The sequence below is a fragment of the Kitasatospora sp. NPDC087314 genome (genome assembly GCF_044744365.1).
Taxonomy (GTDB): Bacteria; Actinomycetota; Actinomycetes; order Streptomycetales; family Streptomycetaceae; genus Kitasatospora.
Genome location: NZ_JBIUYE010000015.1, coordinates 20,781 through 41,081 on the forward strand (window position 1 = coordinate 20,781; position 20,301 = coordinate 41,081).

A 20,301-nucleotide genomic window follows, 5' to 3' on the forward strand; every position below is an offset into this window, starting at 1 on the left:
GAGGTGGCCCTGCACCGGCGGAGGAGCTACGGCACCAGCCCGGCCCCTGGCACCGGCCCGTACGTGGCGTGCGCGGTCCGGCAGGTGCCGGAGGCCCGCAGTGCCTCGGCGACGGCGGCCGCCGCGTCGGCGTCCTTGGCGAGGAACGCACAGGTCGGCCCGGAGCCGGAGACCAGGGCGCCGAGCGCGCCGGCCTCGGTGCCGGCCCGCAGGGTGGCCGCGAGCGAGGGGCGCAGCGAGAGGGCGGCGGGCTGGAGGTCGTTGGTGAGGGCGGCGGCCAGGGCGACGGCGTCGCCGGCGGCGAGCGCGGCGAGCAGCGCCGGGTCGGCGTCGGGGGTGGGCACCTGAACCTCGCTGGAGCCGGTGCCGGCCTCCTCGCGCAGGCGGTCGCACTCGCGGAAGACGGCGGGGGTGGAGAGGCCGCCGTCAGCGACCGCGAACACCCAGTGGAAGGTGCCCTCGACGGTGAGCGGCTGCAGGATCTCGCCCCGGCCGCGGCCCAGCGCGACGCCACCGAGCAGGGCGAACGGCACGTCGGAGCCGAGTTCGGCGGCCAGCTCCAGGAGCGTGTCGAGGGGGGTGTCGAGCTGCCAGAGCGCGTCACAGGCGACCAGCGCGGCCGCCCCGTCGGCGCTGCCGCCGGCCATGCCGCCGGCGACCGGGATGGCCTTGGCGATGTGCAGGTGCACGCCGGGCTCGGCGATGCCGTGGTGGGCGGCGAGCAGGCGGGCGGCACGGGCGGCGAGGTTGCTCTCGTCGAGCGGTACGGCGTGGGCGTCCGGCCCGGTGCAGGACAGCGTGACGCCCTCCCCCGCCGTGGCCGTGACCTCGTCGCCGAGGGCGACGGCGAAGAACACGTTGGCCAGGTCGTGGAACCCGTCGGCCCGCAGTCCGCCCACCCCGAGCTGGACGTTGACCTTGGCCGGAACCCGTACGGTGATCACTCGGACTCGACCTCGTCGCTCTGCTTCGGCTGGTGCCCGCCGGTCGCCTCGGGCTTGTGCTCGGCGATCGCGGCGAACTGCTCCACCGTCAGCATCTCGCCGCGCAGCTTGTGGTCGATCCCGGCGGCGGCGAGCGCCTGCTCGGCCCCGGCCGGGGAGCCGGCCCAGCCGGCCAGGGCGGCCCGCAGGGTCTTGCGCCGCTGGGCGAACGCGGCGTCGACGACGGCGAACACCTCCCGGCGGCTGGCGGTGGTCTTCGGCGGCTCGCGGCGGATCAGCGAGACCAGCCCGGAGTCGACGTTCGGCGCGGGCCAGAACACGTTCCGCCCGATGGCACCGGCCCGCTTCACGTCGGCGTACCAGTTGGCCTTGACCGACGGGACGCCGTACACCTTGTTGCCGGGCTTGGCGGCGAGCCGGTCCGCGACCTCGCTCTGCACCATCACCAGGGTCCGCTCGATGCTGGGGAAGGTCGCCAGCATGTGCAGCAGGACGGGCACGGCCACGTTGTACGGGAGGTTGGCGACCAGCGCGGTGGGCGCCGGCCCGGGCAGCTCGGTGACCTCCATGGCGTCGCTGAACACCAGGTCGAAGGCGTCCGTCTTGCCGGGCAGCCGGGCGGCGACGGTGTCCGGCAGGTGCTGCGCGAGCACCGGGTCGATCTCGACCGCGGTCACGTGCCGCGCCACCTCCAGCAGCGCAAGCGTCAGCGACCCGAGCCCGGGCCCGACCTCGACCACGGAGTCCTCGGCCGTCACCCCACCCGCCCGGACGATCCGCCGCACGGTGTTGCCGTCGATGACGAAGTTCTGCCCGCGCTGCTTGGTCGGCTTCACGCCGAACGCGGCCGCCAGCTCCCGAATGTCGGCGGCGCCCAGCAGGTGGCTGTCAGAGGTGGGATCGGTGGTGCTCACGCGCCAAGGATACGGGCGCGGAAGCCACTCGGAGTTCGACGACCGCGGCGAGGTCGATCTCCACGGCGGGCACTCATGCCAACCGGCATCACAGCGCCACGAGAGTGCCGAACCGTTCCTCCGCGATCCGATGTCCGTTCGATCGACTCAGTACCCGAAGGCCCGCGCCGTGTTCGCGGCGATGGCGGCGGACAGCTCGTCCTCGGGCAGCCCCAGGGTGGCGGCCATCGACCGGACCGTGACCGGGATGAGGTACGGGGCGTTGGGGCGGCCCCGGTAAGGGTGGGGGGTGAGGAAGGGGGCGTCGGTCTCGACCAGGATCCGGTCGAGGGGGGTGACGGCGAGGGCGTCGCGCAGCGGCTGGTTGGCCTTGAAGGTGACCGGTCCGGCGAAGGACAGGTACCAGCCGTGCTCGGCGCAGACCTTGGCCATCTCGGCGTCGCCGGAGTAGCAGTGGAAGACGGTCCGCTCGGGGGCGCCTTCCGCCAGCAGCACGGCGATGACGTCCTCGTGGGCGTCGCGGTCGTGGATGACCAGCGCCTTGTCGTGCTGCTTGGCCATCTCGATGTGGCGGCGGAACGACTCCTTCTGGATCTCCACGCCCTCGGGCCCGGTGCGGAAGTAGTCGAGGCCGGTCTCGCCGACGGCGAGGACCTGCGGGAGGGCGGCGAGCCGGTCGATCTCGGCGAGGGCCTCGTCGAGCGCGGCGGCGCCGCCCGCGGCGCGCTGCTGGCCGGACCAGCCGTCGGGGTCGCCGAGGAAGATCCGCGGCGCCTCGTTGGGGTGCAGGGCGACGGCCGCGTGCACCTGCTCGTACTGGGCCGCCAGGTCGGCGGCCCAGCGCGAGCCGGGCACGTCGCAGCCCACCTGGACGACCGTGGTGACCCCGACCGAGGCGGCCCGGGCCAGGCCTTCGGCCGGGGTGCCGGACTGCATGTCGAGGTGGGTGTGCGAGTCCGCCACCGCCACCGCCAGGGGTTCCGGCAGCGGCGGCGGCGTGGCGCGATCGTCCTTGGGAGACATCAGGCGGCGGGCTTCTCTTCGAGGCGCGGGAACAGGATCTCGCCCTTGGTGACGGTGCTGCCGACGGGCAGTCGGCCCCAGTCGGCCGCGGTGGCGACGGTCTGCGCGGCGAGCGCGCCGAGGCCGGCCTCGGCCCCGAGCGAGACCCACAGCTTCTCGGCGGTGGACGGCATCACCGGGTTGAGCAGGACGGCGGTGCCGCGCAGTGCCTCGGCGGCGGTGTAGAGGATGGTGGCGAGGCGGGCGCGCCCCTCCTCCGAGTCGTCCTTGGCGACCTTCCACGGCTCCTGCTCGGTGAGGTAGCCGTTGACCTGCTTGACGAACTCGAAGATCGCCGCGAGGCCGCCGGCGAAGTCCAGCTCCTCGCCGATCTTCCGGTCGGCGGTGGCGACGGCGGCGGCGAAACCGTCGGCGACGGCCTGCTCGGCCTCGCCGTGGGCGGTCGCCTCCGGCAGCGCACCGTCGAAGTACTTGCCGACCATGGCGGCGACCCGGGAGGCCAGGTTGCCGAAGTCGTTGGCGAGTTCGGAGGTGTACCGGGCGGTGAAGTCCTCCCAGGAGAACGAGCCGTCGGTGCCGAACGGGATCGCCCGCAGGAAGTAGTAGCGGTAGGCGTCCACGCCGAAGTGCGAGGTGAGGTCGGTGGGCGCGATGCCGGTCAGGTTGGACTTGGACATCTTCTCGCCGCCGACCATCAGCCAGCCGTTGGCGACGACCCGCTTGGGCAGCGGCAGCCCGGCGGCCATCAGCATGGCGGGCCAGATGACGGCGTGGAAGCGGAGGATGTCCTTGCCGACGAGGTGAACGGAGGCGGGCCACAGCTCGGCGAAGCGCTCCGGGTCGCTGCCGTAGCCGGCCGCGGTGATGTAGTTCTGCAGCGCGTCCACCCACACGTAGAGGACGTGCTTCTCGTCCCAGGGCAGCGGGACGCCCCAGTTGAAGGTGGAGCGGGAGATGGAGAGGTCCTGCAGGCCCTGCTCGACGAAGCGCAGCACCTCGTTGCGGGCGGACTCGGGGGCGATGAAGCCGGGGTTCTCGGCGTAGAACTCCAGCAGCTTCTCGCCGTACGCGGAGAGGCGGAAGAAGTAGTTCTCCTCCTCCAGCCACTCGACGGGCTTCTTGTGGATGGCGCAGAGCTTCTCGTCCTCGGTAGCGCCGTCGAGCAGGTCGGCCGGGAGTTTGTACTCCTCGCAGCCGACGCAGTACGGGCCGGAGTAGCCGCCCTTGTAGATCTCGCCCTTGTCGTACAGGTCCTGGACGAACTCCTGCACCCGGTCGGTGTGACGCTGCTGGGTGGTGCGGATGAAGTCGTCGTTGGCGATCTCCAGGTGCTCCCAGAGCGGCTTCCACGCCTCCTCGACCAGCTTGTCGCACCATTCCTGCGGGCTGACGCCGTTGGCCTCGGCGGTCCGCATGATCTTCTGACCGTGCTCGTCGGTGCCGGTCAGGTACCACACCTTCTCGCCGCGCTGGCGGTGCCAGCGGGTGAGGACGTCGCCCGCCACGGTGGTGTACGCGTGGCCCAGGTGCGGGCGATCGTTGACGTAGTAGATCGGGGTGGAAACGTAGTACGCCGGGGTGTTCGCCCCGGTGGTGCTGTGGTCTGCAGTGGCCGCCATGGTCGGAAAGCTTAGTCGGGCCCGAACGCACCCCTCGACCGCGTGACCGCCCGGGCAACCGCGTCACCGACCGGGCACGGGTGCCCGTGCCCGGACCGCGGGGGCCGCCCGCCGCACTGCTCGCGGCGGGCGGCCCCCGGGCGCGCTCCCGGCGTCGACGGTCAGCCCAGCAGCCGCGACCAGAACCGGGCCCAGCGTCCGCGCGGCTTCACGGGGCCGTCCACCGGGGGCGCCCCGGCCGGCTCGGCGTGGGCCGGGTAGCCGGGGGCGTGGTGCCAGGACTGGTCGGCGGTGGCGACCCGGCCCTCGCGCATGATCCGGACGGTGTGTCCACCACACCCCGGACAGGTCGGCTTGAGCAGCGGGGACGGTACCCGGACACCGTTGGCGTGGTACTCGAACACGACGTGCCCGTCCTTGCCCAGGTGGTGCTCGATGTCGTACGCCTGCTCCCAGCCGTACCCGCACTTCAGGCACGCGAAGGAGTAGGCCTCCCGTACGGTCTCGACGGGAGTGTGCGGCCTTCCGGCCAGGCCGGGGGCGCTCAGCGCGTTGCCACCGAGGGGGCTACCGATCATCTCGCTCATAGCCGTCTCCCAGCGCCCGCCGGGCGCTCGCCCGGCTGGGTCTTTCCATTCCAGGAAATGCCCGGACCGCCTCGGCCGATGCCCTGCTTGTGAAGACTTGGACGCGGATTGGGAAGCCCTATACGAAGGGCCTGGTCCGTTCCGGAAACCGCGACCGAAGCTTCAGCTCCGTGGGCGTTTACCGGGGCCTTCTCTCCACGGTACGACTCCCCAGGAGTCCCGCAACCCCCCGGAGTGCACCCCCGTTCCACGGCCCCGTCCGACCGCGCCCGGGGCTGCTTCCGAACCGGCCGAGCCCTGGTCAGAGCCCTGATCACGGCCCGGCGCGCCGCCCTACTTCGCAGCCTTCCCGGCCTCGCTCCCGGCCGCGTTCTTGGCCGCCACCACCGCGTCGAACACCTCCCGCTTCGGCAGCGACAGCTCCACCGCGACCGCCGCGATGGCCTCCTTGCGGCGCTCCCCGGCCTCCTCCCGGACGGCCACCAGCCGGGCCAGCTCGGCGGGGGTGAGCTCCTGCGGCGCGGCCGGCGGGGCGCCCGCGACGACGACGGTGATCTCGCCCTTGACGCCCTCGGCCGCCCAGCTCGCCAGGTCGCCGAGCGGCCCGCGCTTCACCTCCTCGTACGTCTTGGTGAGCTCGCGGCAGACGGCCGCGGGCCGCTCGGCGCCGAACGCCTCGGCCATCGCGGCGAGCGCCTCGGCGATCCGGTGCGGCGCCTCGAAGAAGACCATGGTGCGCGGCTCGGCCGCGATCGAGGCGAGCTGCCGGGCCCGGTCGCCGGTCTTGCGCGGCAGGAAGCCCTCGAAGGTGAAGCGGTCGACGGGCAGGCCGGACAGCGCGAGCGCGGTGAGCACGGCGGACGGTCCGGGCACCGCGGTGACCTTGACGTCGGCGGCGACGGCGGCGGCGACCAGCCGGTAGCCGGGGTCGGAGACGGAGGGCATGCCGGCGTCGGTGACCAGCAGCACCCGGGCGCCGCCGAGCAGCGCCTCGACCAGTTCGGGGGTGCGGCCGACTTCGTTGCCCTCGAAGTAGGAGACCACCCGCCCGGCCGGGGTCACCCCGAGCGCCTGGGTGAGCCGGCGCAGCCGCCGGGTGTCCTCGGCGGCGATGACGTCCGCCGTGGCGAGTTCGGTGAGCAGCCGGGGCGGGGCGTCCGAGACGTCGCCGATGGGGGTGCCTGCGAGAACGAGTACTCCTGTCACGGGCCCCATCCTTGCAGCTACCGGCCGCCCGGGGCTTTTGGTGACGATTCGGGCAGCTTCCGAGGGAGCGCTCACACGTACGAAGAGCGCCCCTACGATGTGGCGGATGAACGGCGACACGGCGGCTCGGACGCCCACCGGTACAGACCACACCGCGCAGGATGGCGCCGGCGTGGCCGGCCTGCCGTCCCCCGCCGTCCCTGGCCCCCGCCCGTCCGAGCAGGCTCCCCTGCCGTCCGAGCGGGCTTCACAGCCCTCCGAGGAGGCCCCCCGGCCGTCCGCGGCGGCTCCCCCGGCGTCCGAGGAGGCTTCCCGTAGCTGGCGGGAGCGGCTGGCCGGGTTCGGCTACGCCGCCCGCCCGACGGCCCCGCTGGCCGAGCGCCTGGTCCCGCCGATGCCGGACGGCCGCGGGGTGACCCCGGCGGTGGTGCCCCCGTCGCCGCTGCTGCTGCGGCTGGGCGTGTCCGTACCGGCCGGCCTGTGGTCGTGGCTGTGCCGCTGGGCCGGCTGGCTGGGCCCGCTGGCGGTGGCGCTGTTCGCCGGGATCCTGCGGTTCACCAACCTCGGCCAGCCGCACGCGATCATCTTCGACGAGACGTACTACGCCAAGGACGCCTACGCGCTCTGGCACGGCGGCTACGAGATCAGCTGGCCGGACGGCGCCAACGACCAGATCATGACGCCGGGCGCGGCGGTCCCCTACCGCTCGGTGGCCTCCTACGTGGTCCACCCGCCGGTGGGCAAGTGGATCATCGGCGCGGGCGAGTGGCTGTTCGGCATGAACCCCTTCGGCTGGCGGTTCGCGGTGGCCCTGCTCGGCACGCTGTCGGTGCTGATGGTGGCCCGGATCGCCCGCCGGCTGTTCCGCTCGACCCTGCTGGGCTGCGTGGCCGGCCTGCTGCTCTCGGTGGACGGCCTGCACCTGGTGCTCAGCCGCGCCGCGCTGCTGGACCTGGTGGTGATGTTCTGGATCCTCGCCGCCTTCGGTTTCCTGCTGCTGGACCGCGACCGCACCCGGGGCCGGCTGGCGGCGAAGCTCGGCGGGGTGCCGGACGCGGTCCTGGCGCAGCGGATGAACCTGGGCTGGCGCCCGTACCGGATCGCGGCCGGCGTCTGCGTCGGCCTGACCTGCGCCACCAAGTGGAGCGGCCTGTACGTGGCGGCGGCCTTCGGCGTGATGACGGTCCTGTGGGACGTCGGCGCCCGCCGCCTGGCCGGGGCCCCGCGCCCGTACCTGGCGACGCTCGCCCGGGACGTGGTGCCGGCCTTCGTGTCGATCGTGGTGGTGTCGCTGGTCGTCTACCTCACGTCCTGGTGGGGCTGGTTCGCCAGCAGCAACGCCCCCGGGCAGGGCGGCTGGGGCCGGGACTGGGCGGTCGGCCGCTCGACCGACTACCCGTGGATACCCGAGGGGCTGCGCGCCCTGTGGCACTACCACTCGACGGTCTACGACTTCCACACCCACCTGAGCGACCCGCACACCTACCAGTCGAACCCGTGGTCCTGGCTGGTGCTGGGCCGGCCGGTCTCGTTCTTCTACGAGTCCCCCAAGCAGGGCCAGAGCGGCTGCACGGCCGCCGAGTGCGCCCGCGAGGTGCTGGGCATCGGCACCCCGCTGCTGTGGTGGGCGGCCGTGGTGGCGCTGGTGTACTGCCTGTGGCGCTGGGTGGCGCGGCGGGACTGGCGGGCCGGCGCGGTGCTGTGTGGCCTGGCCGCCGGCTACCTGCCGTGGTTCGCCTACCAGCAGCGCACGATCTTCCTCTTCTACGCGGTGGTGTTCGTCCCGTTCCTGGTGCTCGCGGTGACGATGCTGGTCGGCGCGCTGATCGGGCCGCCCGGCGCGTCCCGGGACCGCCGGATCATCGGCTCGGCGGCGGCCGGACTTCTGGTGCTGCTGATCGTGTGGAACTTCCTCTTCTTCTTCCCGCTGTTCACCGGGCAGACGATCCCGATGGACGACTGGCGCCAGCGGATGTGGTTCAACAGCTGGATCTGACGTCCACCGCCCATCCCCCCATCGTCCGTATGCGGTGCACGACACGTACCAGATCCGTCACAACTCCCGGGCGTTTCGTCGGCGCACCGATCGGCGCTGCCTAGGGTGGGGGGCGAATAGCGTTTCCGGCCCCGGTCGGTGGCGCCCGGCCGGCAGACCCATGGGGGAGCAGCACCATGCGCAGAGGCGCGAAGATCGGCATCATCACCGGCGTGTCCGTCGCGGTCCTCGCAGGCGGCGGCTACGGGGCGTACAGCCTGATGGGCGGCTCGGACTCCGGGACGTCCTCGGCGAAGAAGCCCCGCACGGTGGTCGCCGAACCGCCCTCGGCCGAGCAGGCGACCAACGGTGCGAAGGACTTCCTGGCGGCCTGGGCGGCCGGGGACCTGGACAAGGCGGCCTCGCTGACCGACGACCCCACCGCGGCCACCACCGCGCTGGCGGCCTTCCGGGACCAGGTCAAGCCGAGCGCGCTGACCCTGACCCCGGCCGGCCCGGCCACCCCGCAGGCCTTCGCCTCGGCCACCGGCACCCCCGCCCCGGCCGCCAAGCCCTCCGCCGGCGCCTCGGCCACGCCGTCGGCGGGCGCGACGCCCGGTGCCACCGACTCCCCGTCGGCCTCCGCCTCGGCCGGGCCCGCCGGCGTGCTGATGGGCTTCAAGGCGCGCGCCGAGTTCGCCGGCACCAACCGGGTCTGGGACTACAACGGCTTCCTGAACGTCGTGAAGATGAGCGACGACACCCCGGCCGTGCACTGGGCTCCGACGGTGATCCACCCGCACCTGTCCGGCGGCGAGACGATCGCCGTCCAGCAGGTCTTCGCCCCGCCGTCCAACGTGGTGGACCGCAACGGCAAGCCGCTGCAGGGCACCTCGATCACCCCGGCGCTGCTGTCCACCCTGCAGGACAACGCCCACAAGCTGCTGCCGCCGGACCCGAACAAGGACCAGGACGCGGGCAGCGCGGTGGTGATCAGCGACCCGGCCGGCAAGACCGCCGCCGACAAGCTGTTCACGATCGTCGAGCCCAAGCCCGGCAAGCCGTTCAAGGTGACCATCGACAACAACGTCCAGGCCGCGGCCGAGAAGGCGATGACGGACCTGGGCGGCAAGTCCGGGTCGATCGTCGCGATCGAGCCGAGCACCGGCCAGGTGCTGGCCTTCGCCAACGCGCCGGCCAACGGCCAGAACCGGGCCTTCACCGGCCTGCTCGCGCCGGGCTCGACGATGAAGATCGTCACCTCGACGGCGCTGCTGGAGGCCGGGGTCAACCCGGACACCCCGGTGGCCTGCCCGGAGAAGAGCAGCAACGCGCAGGCGATCCCGAACTCCTTCCCGGGCGCCTTCCCGAACAACACGCTGCAGCAGGACTTCATGGTGTCCTGCAACACGGCCTTCATCAACCAGGGCCTGACCAGCCTGAAGCCGAACACCCTGTCCAGCACCGCCAAGGACGTCTTCGGCATCGGCCTGGAGTGGAAGACCGGCCTGCCGAACGCCGACGGCCGGGTGCCGGACCCGGGTGCCAACAAGGACGAGCAGGCGATGAACTACATCGGCCAGGGCAAGGTCCAGATGAACCCGCTGGCCATCGCCTCGGTCACCGCCACGGTGCAGAGCGGCGAGTTCAAGCAGCCGATCCTGGTCGCCGACCTGCCCCAGCAGAAGGCCGCCCGCAACCTCTCCCCCGACGTGGCGGGCAAGCTGCGGGCGATGATGGCGGCCACCGCGCAGGGCGGCACCGCCAAGGACGTGATGGCCGGGATCACCGACAACGCGGGCGCCAAGACCGGCTCCGCCGAGGTGGCCGGGGTGGCCGTGACCAACAGTTGGTTCACCGCCTACCGCGGCAACATCGCGGTCGCCGCCGAGGTGCAGGGCGGCGGCCACGGCGTGGACGCGGCCGGCCCCGCGGTCGCCTCCCTGCTCAAGGCGGCCGCCGGCCGCTGAGCACGGTCGTACGACACGGCCTTCGGACGGAGCCCGCTCAGCCTCGTGGCAGGGCGGGCTCCGCTCTGCCCGGCAGCCGGCGCGGCGGGATCGGGCGCCGGCTGCTCCAGCGCCGGGCCGCCAGCCGGGGCCAGATCACCAGGACGACCGGCAGCGCGAGGTAGCCGAACCGTCCGGCCGGGGCGAGCATGAACGCGATGGCCAGCCCGGCGGCCAGCAGGTCGGCGGCCGCGATCGCGGACACCGGCGGCCGGGCCAGCAGCCAGATGGCCACCCCGATCCCGCCCGTGGTCATCAGCGCCAGCGAGATGGAGTGCCCGGTCGGCCCGAAGCCGGCCAGCACCTTGCCGGGCAGCGGGCTGCCGGCCGGGGTGTGGATGGCGGTGAGTCCGAGCGGGAAGCGCACCACCTGTTCGCGCAGCGCGTCCGCCCGGGTCAGCACGGAGGGCAGCAGCACGGCCAGGCCCGTGCCGAGCGCGATCAGCGTGGTCCGGGCGGCGGGCCGGCGGCCGTACAGCCGCCACAGCAGCAGCGCGGCGACCGGCAGCGCCGGCCAGGCCGTCCACTTGAGGGTGCAGACGAGGGCGAGCACCAGTCCGGCGGCGACGGTGCGGTCCCGCTCCGCGAGCGCCATGGCGAGGCAGCAGAGACCGATCAGCGGCAGGTCCACCCCGCCGACCACCAGGGCCAGCGCGATCAGCGGCGAGGCGGTGAGCACGGCGAGCGGCAGCAGCGGGGCGCGGTCCCGGGACGGCCGCAGCAGCCGCCAGCTGGCCAGCAGGCAGGCGACGAAGGACAGCGCGAACCAGATCCGGGCGTCCCCCGCGACCCGGGCGAAGGCGGTGCCGTCGCCGAGCAGTTGGCGCGGCATCCCGAACAGGGTCATGGCCGGCAGGTACGGGTTGTAGTCGGTGACCACCACCGGGTGCGGCAGGTACGGGCTGCCGGTGGTGAGCAGCAGGTGGGCCGAGCGTTCGACCACCATCACCTCGGACTGGTGGCGGCCCTGCAGGGCCAGCAGGGCGAGCGGCGCGAGGACGGCCCCGACGAGGGCGACCGCGGCGGCGGAGCGGGCCGCGAGGCGGCGCGGCAGGGTGAGGCAGAGCAGACCGGCCAGGGCGTAGGCGGGAGCCGCGACGAGGCCCCACAGCCGCTGGTTGGGCAGGTCGGAGACGAGCGGGAAGGCGGCCGCCCAGCCGGCCGCGACCAGGCAGCCGAGCAGTTGGACGGTGCGCATCGAGGCGAGTCCGGCGGGATTCAGCCGATCGGGCGTGGGCGGGAACGTGCTCTCGCCACGCTGGCGGGGGAAGGGTCGGGTGGAGTAGCCGACGGGCGGCCGTCCGGGCTCGGACGGCGCCGTGGCACAGGTCTGCGGGGCCGGCGTTCTGGAACGGCCGGTGAAGCGGCCGCGCGGGCGGGAGAAGCCGGGCGTGCGGGTGCTCACCATGGTGGAAGGTTATGGGTGGGGGCAAGGCCCTGTCGCCATGCCCTGGGACACGGTTCGGGAGCGGACACGCGAGGGGCCGCCGGGTGTCCCGCCCGGCGGCCCCTCGGGGCCGGATGCGCCCGGCTCAACTGGTCTTGCTGTCGGCGGCACTGCTCGCCGCGGCGGCCTGCGGCTGCTCCAGCTTGGAGTGCTTGATGCTGTACCCGAAGTAGACGACCACGGCGACGGCGACGGCGATCCCGCCGGCCCGGAAGGTGTCGGCGTGCAGGCCGGTGATCAGGTAGACGCAGAAGGCGACGCTGAGCAGCGGCACGACCGGGTAACCGGGGACCTTGAAGCCGCGCGGCAGGTCGGGCTGGGTGCGGCGCAGGATGATCACGCCGATCGAGACGACCGAGAAGGCGATGAGCGTCCCCAGGCTGGTGATGTCGGCCAGGATGTTCAGCGGGATGAACGCGGCCAGCGCACCGACGCCGAGACCCACCACCAGGGTGTTCCAGACCGGGGTACCGGTACGCGGGGAGAGCTCGGCGAAGCGCTTGGGCAGCATGCCGTCGCGGCCCATCGAGTAGAGGATGCGGGTCTGGCCGTAGATCACCACGAGGGTGATGCTGAAGATCGAGATGATCGCGCCCATCGCGAAGACGATCGCGGGCCAGCTCTGGCCGGTGATGTCCTGCAGGATCTGGGCGAGGCCGGCCTCCTGGCCGTCGAACTTCTGCCACGGCTGGGCGCCGATGCCGGCGAGGGCGACCAGGATGTAGAGCAGGGTCACCACGACCAGCGAGATGATGATCGCCAGCGGCAGGGTGCGGCGCGGGTTCTTGACCTCCTCACCGGCGGTGGACACGGCGTCCAGGCCGATGAAGGAGAAGAAGATGCTGGAGGCGGCGACCTGCACGCCGCCGATGCCGAGCGGCATGAACGGGGTCAGGTTGCCGGAGTGGAAGCCGGTGAGCGCGATGCCGACGAACAGCAGCAGGATGAGGATCTTGATCGCGACCATGACCGCGTTGACCTTCACCGACTCGCTGACGCCGCGGATGAGCAGGACGCAGACCATGGCGACCAGCAGCAGCGCCGGCAGGTTGAACCAGTGGGTGCCGTCCGGAGCGCCGGAGAGCTGCTCGGGGATGGTGAAGCCGAAGGTCAGGTCGAGGAACTTGTTCAGGTACTCGGCCCAGCTCACCGCGATCGCGGAGGCGGAGACGCCGTACTCCATCAGCAGGCAGATGCCGACGCCGAACGCGACGCCCTCGCCGAGGGTCGCGTAGGCGTAGGAGTACGAGGAGCCGGAGACCGGGATCGCGGAGGCCATCTCGGCGTAGCAGAGCGCGGTGAGTCCGGCGGTGACCGCGGCGAGCACGAAGGACAGGATGACGGCCGGGCCGGCCGAGGGCACCGCGGTGCTGAGCACGAAGAAGATGCCGGTGCCGATGGTGGCGCCGATGCCGATCGAGGACAGCTGCCAGAGGCCGATCGAGCGGCGCAGGTGGATGCCGGAGCGGCCGCCCTCCTCGGGCGCGCCGGCCGGAGGGCCGTCCCGGCCCTCGCTCTCGGCGATGAGGGACGAGACTGGCTTGCGGCGCAGCAGACGCGCACCGAGGGAGTTGCTGGCCAAAACTGCGGTCCTTCTGGGCGGGGGAGGGTGTCCTGGCGGCCGGTCACTCGACGCGCCATGGGGTGTCATCGGGGACCAACCGAACAAAGATGGGACAGTACCCCGCGAAAGCACCAGTGTCGCAAACGAACAGTACCGATCGGCGCATTGGACGAATCGGCGCATAACACTATACAAACCGGACACTTCGTAAACGGCGCATCTGCCATTCGGCGACTAAACGGCAGCTCAGCGGCGGCCGACCGGTCAGCGGTCGAGCACCGCCCGCATCACCGAGCGGGCGATCGGCGCCGCCAGCCCGCCACCGGTGATGTCCGTGGCGTCACTGTCCGCGATCACCACGGCCACCGCCACCGGCGGCACCGCGTCGGAGCCGGCGGGCCCGGCCCAGGAGATGAACCAGGCGTACGGCGTCCCGCTGTTGTCCACCCCGTGCTGCGCGGTGCCGGTCTTCCCGCCGACCACCGCACCGCCGATCCGGGCGTTGCCGCCGGTGCCGTTCTCCACCACGTCGGTCATCAGCCGCTGGACCTGCCCGGCCACCGCCGGGGTCATCGCCTGCCGGTACACGGCGGGCTTCGTCAGCTGCACCGTGGTGCCGTCGCTCCTCGTCAGCCTGTCCACAAGCTGTGGACGCATCACCGTCCCGTTGTTCGCGACCCCGGCCGCGACCATCGCCATCACCAGCGGGGTGGCCGCGGTGTCGAACTGCCCGATCGAGGAGAGCGCGACCTGCGACTGGTTCATCTTCGTGTCGAAGTTGGACCGGGCCGGGCGCACCGGCATGTCCAGCCTGGCGTCGTTGAAGCCGAAGTTCTCGGCCATCGCCACCATCCGGTCCAGCCCGGTCTGCACCCCGAGGTAGCCCAGCACGCTGTTGCAGCTGTAGACCATCGCGGTGTCCAGCGACAGTTCGGGCTCGTTGCACGCCGGGCCGGCGTTGACCAGCGGCGTGGTCGTCCCGGGCAGCACGTACGGGTACGGCGCGGAGGTCGGCGCGTCGATGTCGGTCACCACCCCGTCCGCGAGCGCGGCCGCCGCCGTGACCACCTTGAAGGTCGAGCCCGGCGGATAGGTCTGGCGCAGCGCCCGGTTGAGCATCGGCTGGTCGGTGTCGGCCTGCAGCCGGTTCCAGGCGGCCTGGTCGGCCGGGGAGGAGCCGGCGAAGCTGCCCGGGTCGTAGGACGGCGTGCTGGCCAGGGCCAGGATCCGGCCGGTGGCCGGTTCGATCGCGGCCACCGCGCCCTTCTGGCTGCCCAGCCCGCGCACCGCGGCCTCCTGGGCCGCCCGGTTCAGTGTGGTGTAGACGTCCCCGCCGGGGTTCTGCTTGCGGGCGACGGCGTCCCAGACCGCCCAGCCGGACAGCCGGCTGTCGGTGCCGGACAGCAGGTCGTCCTCGACCCCCTCCAGCTGGGTGTTGCCGTACGCCTGCGAGGCGAAGCCGGTGGCGGCCGCGTACATCGGGCCGTCGGTGTAGGTGCGCTTGTAGTCGTACCGGCCGCCGGTGGGCGCGGAGCCGGTCACGGTGTCCGCGCCCACCAGGATGTTGCCCCGCGGCTGCGAGTACCGCTCGATGGTGAGCCGCTGGTTGGCGGTGTTGTGGTCGAGGTCGTCGGCCTGGAACACCTGCACCCGGGTGGCCTGGACGCACAGCGCCGCGATCAGCAGCAGGCAGAAGGTGCCCGCGCGGCGCCCGGTGACGGAGATGCCGGGCAGGCCCTGCGGCCCGTTGCCCCGGGGGCGCGGACGGGGACGGCTGCGCGCCATCAGGCCTCCTCCGACGTCGAGGGCGCCGGCCGGCGGGAGATGTCGCTCATCCGCACCAGCAGCGCCACGATGATCCAGTTGGTGACCACCGAGGAGCCGCCCTGGGCGACGAACGGCAGGGTCATCCCGGTCAGCGGGATGAGGCCGAGCACCCCGCCGGCCACCACGAACACCTGCAGGCCGACGATCGCGGCCAGCCCGATCGCCAGCAACCGCCCGAACGGGTCGCGCAGCGCGATGCCCGTCCGGAACCCCCGGGAGACCAGCAGCGCGTACAGCAGGAACACCGCGATCAGCCCGGTCAGGCCGAGCTCCTCGCCGATGGTGGCGAGGATGAAGTCCGACTTGGCGGCGAAGCCGATCAGCACCGAGTGCCCGTTGCCGAGCCCGGTGCCCAGTTCCCCGCCCCAGGCGAAGGCGAACAACGACTGGGCGATCTGGTTGGCGCCCTTGCCGGCCGCGATCGAGCCCAGCGGGTCCAGCCAGTCCGTCACCCGGCTGTGCACGTGCGGCGAGAGCCAGCCCACCGTGACCGCCCCGACCGCCGCCAGCACCAGCCCGATCACGATCCAGCCGGTGCGCGCGGTGGCCACGTACAGCATCACCACGAACAGGCCGAAGAACAGCAGCGAGGTGCCGAGGTCCGTCTCCAGCACCAGGACGCCGACGAACGCGGCCCAGATCAGCAGCACCGGCCCGAGCACCCGACCGCGCGGCAGCTGCCAGCGCCAGACCCGGCGGCCGGTGAGCGCCAGCGCGTCCCGGTGCACCGCCAGGTAGGCGGCGAAGAAGACGGCCAGCAGGACCTTGGCGAACTCCCCCGGCTGGAAGGACAGCGGCCCGATCACGATCCAGATCCGCGAGCCGTACACCGGTGGGAAGAAGATCGGCAGCACCAGCAGGACCAGCGCCACCAGCGCCCCGAGGTAGGCGTACCGCTGCAGCCGCCGGTGGTCGCGCACCAGCAGCACGACCGCGATGAACAGTGCCACCCCCAGGCTCGACCAGAGCAGCTGGGTGGAGGCCGCGCCGGCGCCCGAGGAGGCCCGGTCGAGCCGGTAGATCACCACCAGGCCGACGCCGTTGAGCAGCACCGCGATCGGCAGCAGCAGCGGGTCCGCGTACCGGGCCCGCCAGCGGACCACGGCGTGCGCCAGCAGGGCGAGCACGCCGAGCGCGGCGCCGTACTGGGCCGCGTCGGCGGGCACCTTGCCGTCCAGGTTGACGCCGACCTCGACGTAGCCGAACACGGCGGTCAGCACGGCGGCCAGGACCAGCGCGAGCTCGGTGCCGCGCCTGGTCGGCACCGGCCGGCTCGGCCGGGCGGCGGCTCTCGTCACGGCGGGGGGTGTCGCCACGGACCGTCCTGGGGGTCGCGGGGTGCCGGGAGGGCCTCTCCGGAACGCTCTCCGGGGATGCCGAGGCGGACCGGCGGCACGGGGCCGGTCCACCCCGACGTGAGCGGCTGTCGGGTGGTGCGGGGGTCAGGCGGAAGGGGGAGAGGCCTGCGCCCGGGACGCCTCGACGGTCGCCTTCAGCTCGGCCTCGGCGGCGGCGGACAGCGAGGTCTGGATGATCTGGCCGCCGTAGCGGGCCAGCGCCGGGACGACCTTGTCGGCGGTGGCCTTGCGGACCAGCAGGAAGACCGCCGCGGTGCCCGGCTGGAGGTGCTGCCCGACCTCGCGCATGAAGTTGTCGTCCACCCCGATGTCCGTGGAGGCGCCGACGGCGGCTCCGGTCGCGCCGCCGAGCGCCGCGCCGAGGAAGGGCATGAAGAACAGCAACCCGATGACGCCGCCCCACAGCGCGCCCGTCGCGGCGCCCGCGCCGGTGGTGCTGACCTGCTGGTGCAGCTTGATCTTGCCGTCGTCGCGACGCTCCACGACGACCACGTCCTCCAGTTCGATCAGCTGCTGCTTCTGCAGGCCGATCGCTTCGTTGCGTACCGCCTGGGCGGTGGCGAGGTCCGGGTAGGCGATCGCGAAGAGGTTGCTCACTGCGGGTCCTTCCAACGAATCGGACGTGCCGGCCGGGTCCGGGCGCCGGTACGGCGGCTCCCGTGCCCCGGTTCGTCACCCTAACGAGCTTTATCCATATTTATTCGCTCTTCGCTACGGTGTGTCCGCCATTGCCGGGAATCCTCCGGGCCTCCTACCCGGGCCGCCGACCGGCCAGCGCCGCCGTCCCGGCCACCGCCGCGGCCAACAGGGCTGCGGCGAGCGGCAGTTCGCCCCACGGCGCGGCCACCCGGCCGGTCCGGGCGGCGGAGACCAGGACGCGGACCGCCGCGTTGGCCGGGGAGGCGGGCGCCACCAGCGCCACCGTGGCGAGCGCCAGCGCCAGCGCGATGCCGTACTGCGGCCGCATCAGCACCGGCCGGGTGGCCAGCACCCCGGCCAGCACCCCCAGCAGCACGCACACCACCGCCGTCAGCAGCCCGGCCGCCAGCGCCGATCCGGCCGGCGGCTGCCGCTCCACCCCCGGGTTGGCCACCGTCCCGCTCAGCCACCACAGCGCCGCCACCTCGGCCACCGCCAACACCAGCCCGGCCGTCAGCGCCGCCAACAGCGCGCCCAGGTGCACCCGCAGCGGCCCGGCCGCCGCCACCAGGCAGGCCCGCGCGGCCGGCGGCTCCGCGCCGAGCACGCTGCGCACGTACCAGGCGCTCACCGGCAGCAGCACCGCCGCGCCGTAGCCGAGGTCGCCCAGCAGCGGGTTGCCCGCCGTCACGCCCACCACCAGCAGCAGCGCGTACGTCAGGAACGGCGGCAGCCAGGCGTGCGAGCGCACCAGCAGCTCCAGGTGGTACCGGGTCAGCGCCCCGACCTGCCTCATCGCGCCTCCTCCCGGCGCCGCACCGCCAGCACCCGGACGGCCGGGCGGCCGAGCAGCAACCGGCGCAGCAGCGCGTCCGAGTGCGCGGCCGGCACGGTCAGCCGCACGGCCGTGCCGGCCAGCGGGGTCGGCCGCGGCGCCCCGGGCAGCCGGGGCGGCAGCGGCGAGCCGTCCGGAACGTCCACCTCGATCTCCATCACCGGGCCGCCGCCGTCCGGCACGGGCTCCGCCTGCTCGGCGGGCCGCAGCGCGCCGTCCGCGCCGACCCGGTAGGCCGCGCTGGTCAGCCCGGCCAGCCGGGCCGGGTCGTGGTCGACGAACAGCACCGTGCCGCCGTCCGCCGCCCGCTCGGCGGCCGCCTCGTCCAGCACCGCCCTGGCCTCGGGGTCGAGCCCGGTCCAGGCCTCGTCCAGCAGCAGCACCCGGGCCTCGGCGAGCAGCGCCTGCGCGACCGCGACCTTCTGGCAGGTGCCCTTCGACAGCCGGCTCAGCGGTGTGCCCGCCCGGTCCGCGATGCCGAAGCGGTCCAGCCACTCCCCGGCCCGCCGCCGCGCCGACTCCGCCGACAGCCCGTGCACCCGGCCCACCCGCTGCAGGTACGAGGCGGCGTCGAACGGCAGCGCGGGCGGGAAGCGTTCGGGTACGTACGCGGCGGCGCCCGGGCGGACCACCCGCCCGGCGGTCGGCCGCTCGATCCCGGCCACCAGTCGCAGCAGCGTCGACTTGCCGCTCCCGTTCGCCCCGGATATCCGCACCAACTCCCCCGGCCCGACGGTGAGATCGACCCCGCGCAGGATCCACCGCCCACGCCGCCCGTACCGCTTGCCGACCGCCGCCAGCTCCATCCCGCCCCCGCCCCCGCCCACTCCCACCCGGCTCGGCGAACTCGCACGGGTTCAGGCGAGTCCGCACGGAAGGCTATCCAGCACGGGTAGGGCCCGCGTAAGACCGACCGTCCCGCCCGGCCCCGACAGCCCGTCCACGCGCCGGAGTTCACGCCGGGGCGGGGTGGGGCACGATCCGGACTCGTTTGGCCATGGCGAACTGATGATCCCTAGGATCTCCCGGGTGACTACCGGACGACGACCAAAGACCAGGCTCGGCGGCCTGCTGGCCGCCCTGGCGATAACGGGCGCCTCGCTGCTCCTCGGCCTGCCCGCCCACGCCGACGAACCATCAGCCGGCGCCGCCGCCGCGCCCAAGGAGGCCCCCCGGGTCGACCTTGTCCTGGACGTCAGCGGCTCCATGAACGAGCGGGACATCCAGGGCAAGAGCCGCATCTCGGTGGCCCAGCAGTCGCTGAACGACGTGATCGACGCGCTGCCCGCGGAGACCGAGTTCGGCATCCGCACCCTGGGCGCGACCTACCCCGGCAACGACAAGAACCAGGGCTGCCAGGACACCAAGCAACTGTTCCCGGTCGGCAAGACCAACAAGGTCGAGGCCAAGACGGCGGTCGCCACCCTGCGCCCCACCGGCTGGACCCCGATCGGCCTGGCCCTGCGCGGCGCGGCCCAGGACCTCGGCAAGGGCGAGACCACCCGCCGGGTGGTGCTGATCACCGACGGCGAGGACACCTGCACCCCGCCCGACCCCTGCGACGTGGCCCGCGAACTCGCCTCCCAGGGCATCCACCTGGTCGTCGACACCCTCGGCCTGGCCCACGACGACAAGACCCGTCAGCAGCTGCTCTGCATCGCGAACGCGACCGGCGGCACCTACACCGACGTCCGCACCCAGGAGCAGCTCACCGACAAGGTGAAGCAGCTGGTCGACCGCTCCAACGACACCTACGCGGTGACCCCGGTGAAGACCGTCGGCACCGACAAGTGCGAGAACGCCCCCGTCCTCGCCCCGGGCGTGTACAGCGACCGCGAGAAGTTCTCCGAGCACCGCGTCTACAAGGTCCCGGTCAAGTCCGGCCAGGAGCTGCGCGCCTCGGTCAGCGTGGGCCTGGACCGCGCGGTGGCCCGGGACTACGGCGTCCTGCTGCAGGCCACCAGCGCGACCGGCCAGGAGCTGGTCCGCGGTACCGACGCCGGCAGCAGCCGCACCGACGTGATCTCCACCGGCCTGCGCTGGTCCACCGGCGACTCCAAGGGCTACGTCACGGCCAGTCCGACCTCCTCGCCGAGCGCCAAGCCGGAGACGACCGTCTGCCTGGTCGTCAGCAACTCGCTGGCCCCGCAGGCCGGTGTCCAGGCCGACCCGGGCATGCCGCTGGAGCTGACCGTCGACCTGGCCACCGCCTCGTCCGCCCCCGAGGGCGCGGCGATGGGGCTGGGCCGCGGCTGGATCCTGCTGCTCACCCTCACCCTCGCCGGCCTGGTGTTCGGCCTGGTGTTCGGCTGGATCGCGCGCTGGCGGATCTCTGTCTGGCGGGAGAACTGACC

General features: G+C 73.1%; 16 protein-coding genes. 3 read left to right on the forward strand and 13 right to left on the reverse strand.

From position 1 onward, the window contains the following. Nucleotides 1-26: 26 nt before the first annotated feature. From ACIO5E_RS29595 to rsmI, 6 genes are all read right to left on the reverse strand, one after another. Nucleotides 27-944 carry a 4-(cytidine 5'-diphospho)-2-C-methyl-D-erythritol kinase gene (locus tag ACIO5E_RS29595; RefSeq protein WP_400673615.1) on the reverse strand — a complete coding sequence of 306 codons (918 nt, stop codon included), beginning with the start codon at nt 942-944 and terminating at the stop codon, nt 27-29. Further along, nucleotides 941-1,858: a 16S rRNA (adenine(1518)-N(6)/adenine(1519)-N(6))-dimethyltransferase RsmA gene (rsmA, locus tag ACIO5E_RS29600; protein ID WP_400673618.1), complete on the reverse strand. Its 918-nt coding sequence runs from the start codon at nt 1,856-1,858 to the stop codon at nt 941-943. Before rsmA ends, ACIO5E_RS29595 begins: the two co-directional genes overlap by 4 nt. 147 nt (nt 1,859-2,005) lie before the next feature. Then, a complete protein-coding gene (locus tag ACIO5E_RS29605; RefSeq protein WP_400673620.1) occupies nt 2,006-2,881 on the reverse strand; it encodes a TatD family hydrolase in 876 nt (291 codons plus the stop codon). Further along, on the reverse strand, nt 2,881-4,500 hold the full coding sequence (gene metG, locus ACIO5E_RS29610; RefSeq protein WP_400673623.1) for a methionine--tRNA ligase: 1,620 nt from the start codon (nt 4,498-4,500) through the stop codon (nt 2,881-2,883). Before metG ends, ACIO5E_RS29605 begins: the two co-directional genes overlap by 1 nt. A gap of 161 nt (nt 4,501-4,661) precedes the next feature. Further along, on the reverse strand, nt 4,662-5,087 hold the full coding sequence (locus ACIO5E_RS29615) for a hypothetical protein (RefSeq protein WP_400673626.1): 426 nt from the start codon (nt 5,085-5,087) through the stop codon (nt 4,662-4,664). Nucleotides 5,088-5,420: 333 nt separating this feature from the next. Further along, nucleotides 5,421-6,293: a 16S rRNA (cytidine(1402)-2'-O)-methyltransferase gene (rsmI, locus tag ACIO5E_RS29620; protein ID WP_400673629.1), complete on the reverse strand. Its 873-nt coding sequence runs from the start codon at nt 6,291-6,293 to the stop codon at nt 5,421-5,423. Nucleotides 6,294-6,399: 106 nt separating this feature from the next. Between rsmI and ACIO5E_RS29625 the strand changes: the two genes are divergently transcribed. Next, a complete protein-coding gene (locus tag ACIO5E_RS29625) occupies nt 6,400-8,289 on the forward strand; it encodes a dolichyl-phosphate-mannose--protein mannosyltransferase (protein ID WP_400673632.1) in 1,890 nt (629 codons plus the stop codon). 176 nt (nt 8,290-8,465) lie between these two features. Continuing rightward, a complete protein-coding gene (locus ACIO5E_RS29630) occupies nt 8,466-10,238 on the forward strand; it encodes a penicillin-binding transpeptidase domain-containing protein (protein WP_400673634.1) in 1,773 nt (590 codons plus the stop codon). 37 nt (nt 10,239-10,275) lie between these two features. Here ACIO5E_RS29630 and ACIO5E_RS29635 read toward each other — a convergent pair whose 3' ends face one another. The 7 genes from ACIO5E_RS29635 to ACIO5E_RS29665 all read right to left on the reverse strand — a co-directional run bounded on the left by ACIO5E_RS29635 (nt 10,276) and on the right by ACIO5E_RS29665 (nt 18,753). Next, the gene (locus tag ACIO5E_RS29635; protein ID WP_400673637.1) at nt 10,276-11,685 is read right to left on the reverse strand and encodes a glycosyltransferase 87 family protein; all 1,410 of its coding nucleotides are present in this window, start codon (nt 11,683-11,685) and stop codon (nt 10,276-10,278) included. Between the two features lie 124 nt (nt 11,686-11,809). Continuing rightward, nucleotides 11,810-13,375: an amino acid permease gene (locus tag ACIO5E_RS29640; RefSeq protein WP_400673640.1), complete on the reverse strand. Its 1,566-nt coding sequence runs from the start codon at nt 13,373-13,375 to the stop codon at nt 11,810-11,812. A 177-nt stretch (nt 13,376-13,552) separates the two neighbouring features. Beyond that, nucleotides 13,553-15,073, reverse strand: a complete 1,521-nt coding sequence (locus ACIO5E_RS29645) for a penicillin-binding transpeptidase domain-containing protein (RefSeq protein ID WP_400673643.1) — start codon at nt 15,071-15,073, stop codon at nt 13,553-13,555. Beyond that, the gene (locus ACIO5E_RS29650) at nt 15,073-16,413 is read right to left on the reverse strand and encodes an FtsW/RodA/SpoVE family cell cycle protein (RefSeq protein WP_400673646.1); all 1,341 of its coding nucleotides are present in this window, start codon (nt 16,411-16,413) and stop codon (nt 15,073-15,075) included. Before ACIO5E_RS29650 ends, ACIO5E_RS29645 begins: the two co-directional genes overlap by 1 nt. Before the next feature lie 144 nt (nt 16,414-16,557). Beyond that, nucleotides 16,558-17,070, reverse strand: coding sequence for a DUF1269 domain-containing protein (locus tag ACIO5E_RS29655; protein ID WP_400673648.1), 513 nt, complete (start codon nt 17,068-17,070; stop codon nt 16,558-16,560). Between the two features lie 154 nt (nt 17,071-17,224). After that, nucleotides 17,225-17,908, reverse strand: coding sequence for an ABC transporter (locus ACIO5E_RS29660; protein ID WP_400673650.1), 684 nt, complete (start codon nt 17,906-17,908; stop codon nt 17,225-17,227). After that, the gene (locus tag ACIO5E_RS29665; RefSeq protein ID WP_400673652.1) at nt 17,905-18,753 is read right to left on the reverse strand and encodes an ATP-binding cassette domain-containing protein; all 849 of its coding nucleotides are present in this window, start codon (nt 18,751-18,753) and stop codon (nt 17,905-17,907) included. Before ACIO5E_RS29665 ends, ACIO5E_RS29660 begins: the two co-directional genes overlap by 4 nt. A 223-nt stretch (nt 18,754-18,976) precedes the next feature. Here ACIO5E_RS29665 and ACIO5E_RS29670 point away from each other — a divergent pair, with 223 nt between their 5' ends. Beyond that, entirely contained in the window at nt 18,977-20,299 is a 1,323-nt protein-coding gene (locus ACIO5E_RS29670) for a VWA domain-containing protein (RefSeq protein WP_400673655.1), read from the forward strand. Nucleotides 20,300-20,301: the final 2 nt, after the last annotated feature.

Coding starts and splice junctions, on each gene's coding strand:
- ACIO5E_RS29605 (WP_400673620.1), bottom strand. CDS start 2,881: ATGTCTCCCAAGGACGATCGCGCCACGCCGCCGCCGCTGCCGGAACCC.
- metG (WP_400673623.1), bottom strand. CDS start 4,500: ATGGCGGCCACTGCAGACCACAGCACCACCGGGGCGAACACCCCGGCG.
- ACIO5E_RS29615 (WP_400673626.1), bottom strand. CDS start 5,087: ATGAGCGAGATGATCGGTAGCCCCCTCGGTGGCAACGCGCTGAGCGCC.
- ACIO5E_RS29625 (WP_400673632.1), top strand. CDS start 6,400: ATGAACGGCGACACGGCGGCTCGGACGCCCACCGGTACAGACCACACC.
- ACIO5E_RS29630 (WP_400673634.1), top strand. CDS start 8,466: ATGCGCAGAGGCGCGAAGATCGGCATCATCACCGGCGTGTCCGTCGCG.
- ACIO5E_RS29635 (WP_400673637.1), bottom strand. CDS start 11,685: ATGGTGAGCACCCGCACGCCCGGCTTCTCCCGCCCGCGCGGCCGCTTC.
- ACIO5E_RS29640 (WP_400673640.1), bottom strand. CDS start 13,375: ATGACACCCCATGGCGCGTCGAGTGACCGGCCGCCAGGACACCCTCCC.
- ACIO5E_RS29645 (WP_400673643.1), bottom strand. CDS start 15,073: ATGGCGCGCAGCCGTCCCCGTCCGCGCCCCCGGGGCAACGGGCCGCAG.
- ACIO5E_RS29660 (WP_400673650.1), bottom strand. CDS start 17,908: ATGAGGCAGGTCGGGGCGCTGACCCGGTACCACCTGGAGCTGCTGGTG.
- ACIO5E_RS29665 (WP_400673652.1), bottom strand. CDS start 18,753: ATGGAGCTGGCGGCGGTCGGCAAGCGGTACGGGCGGCGTGGGCGGTGG.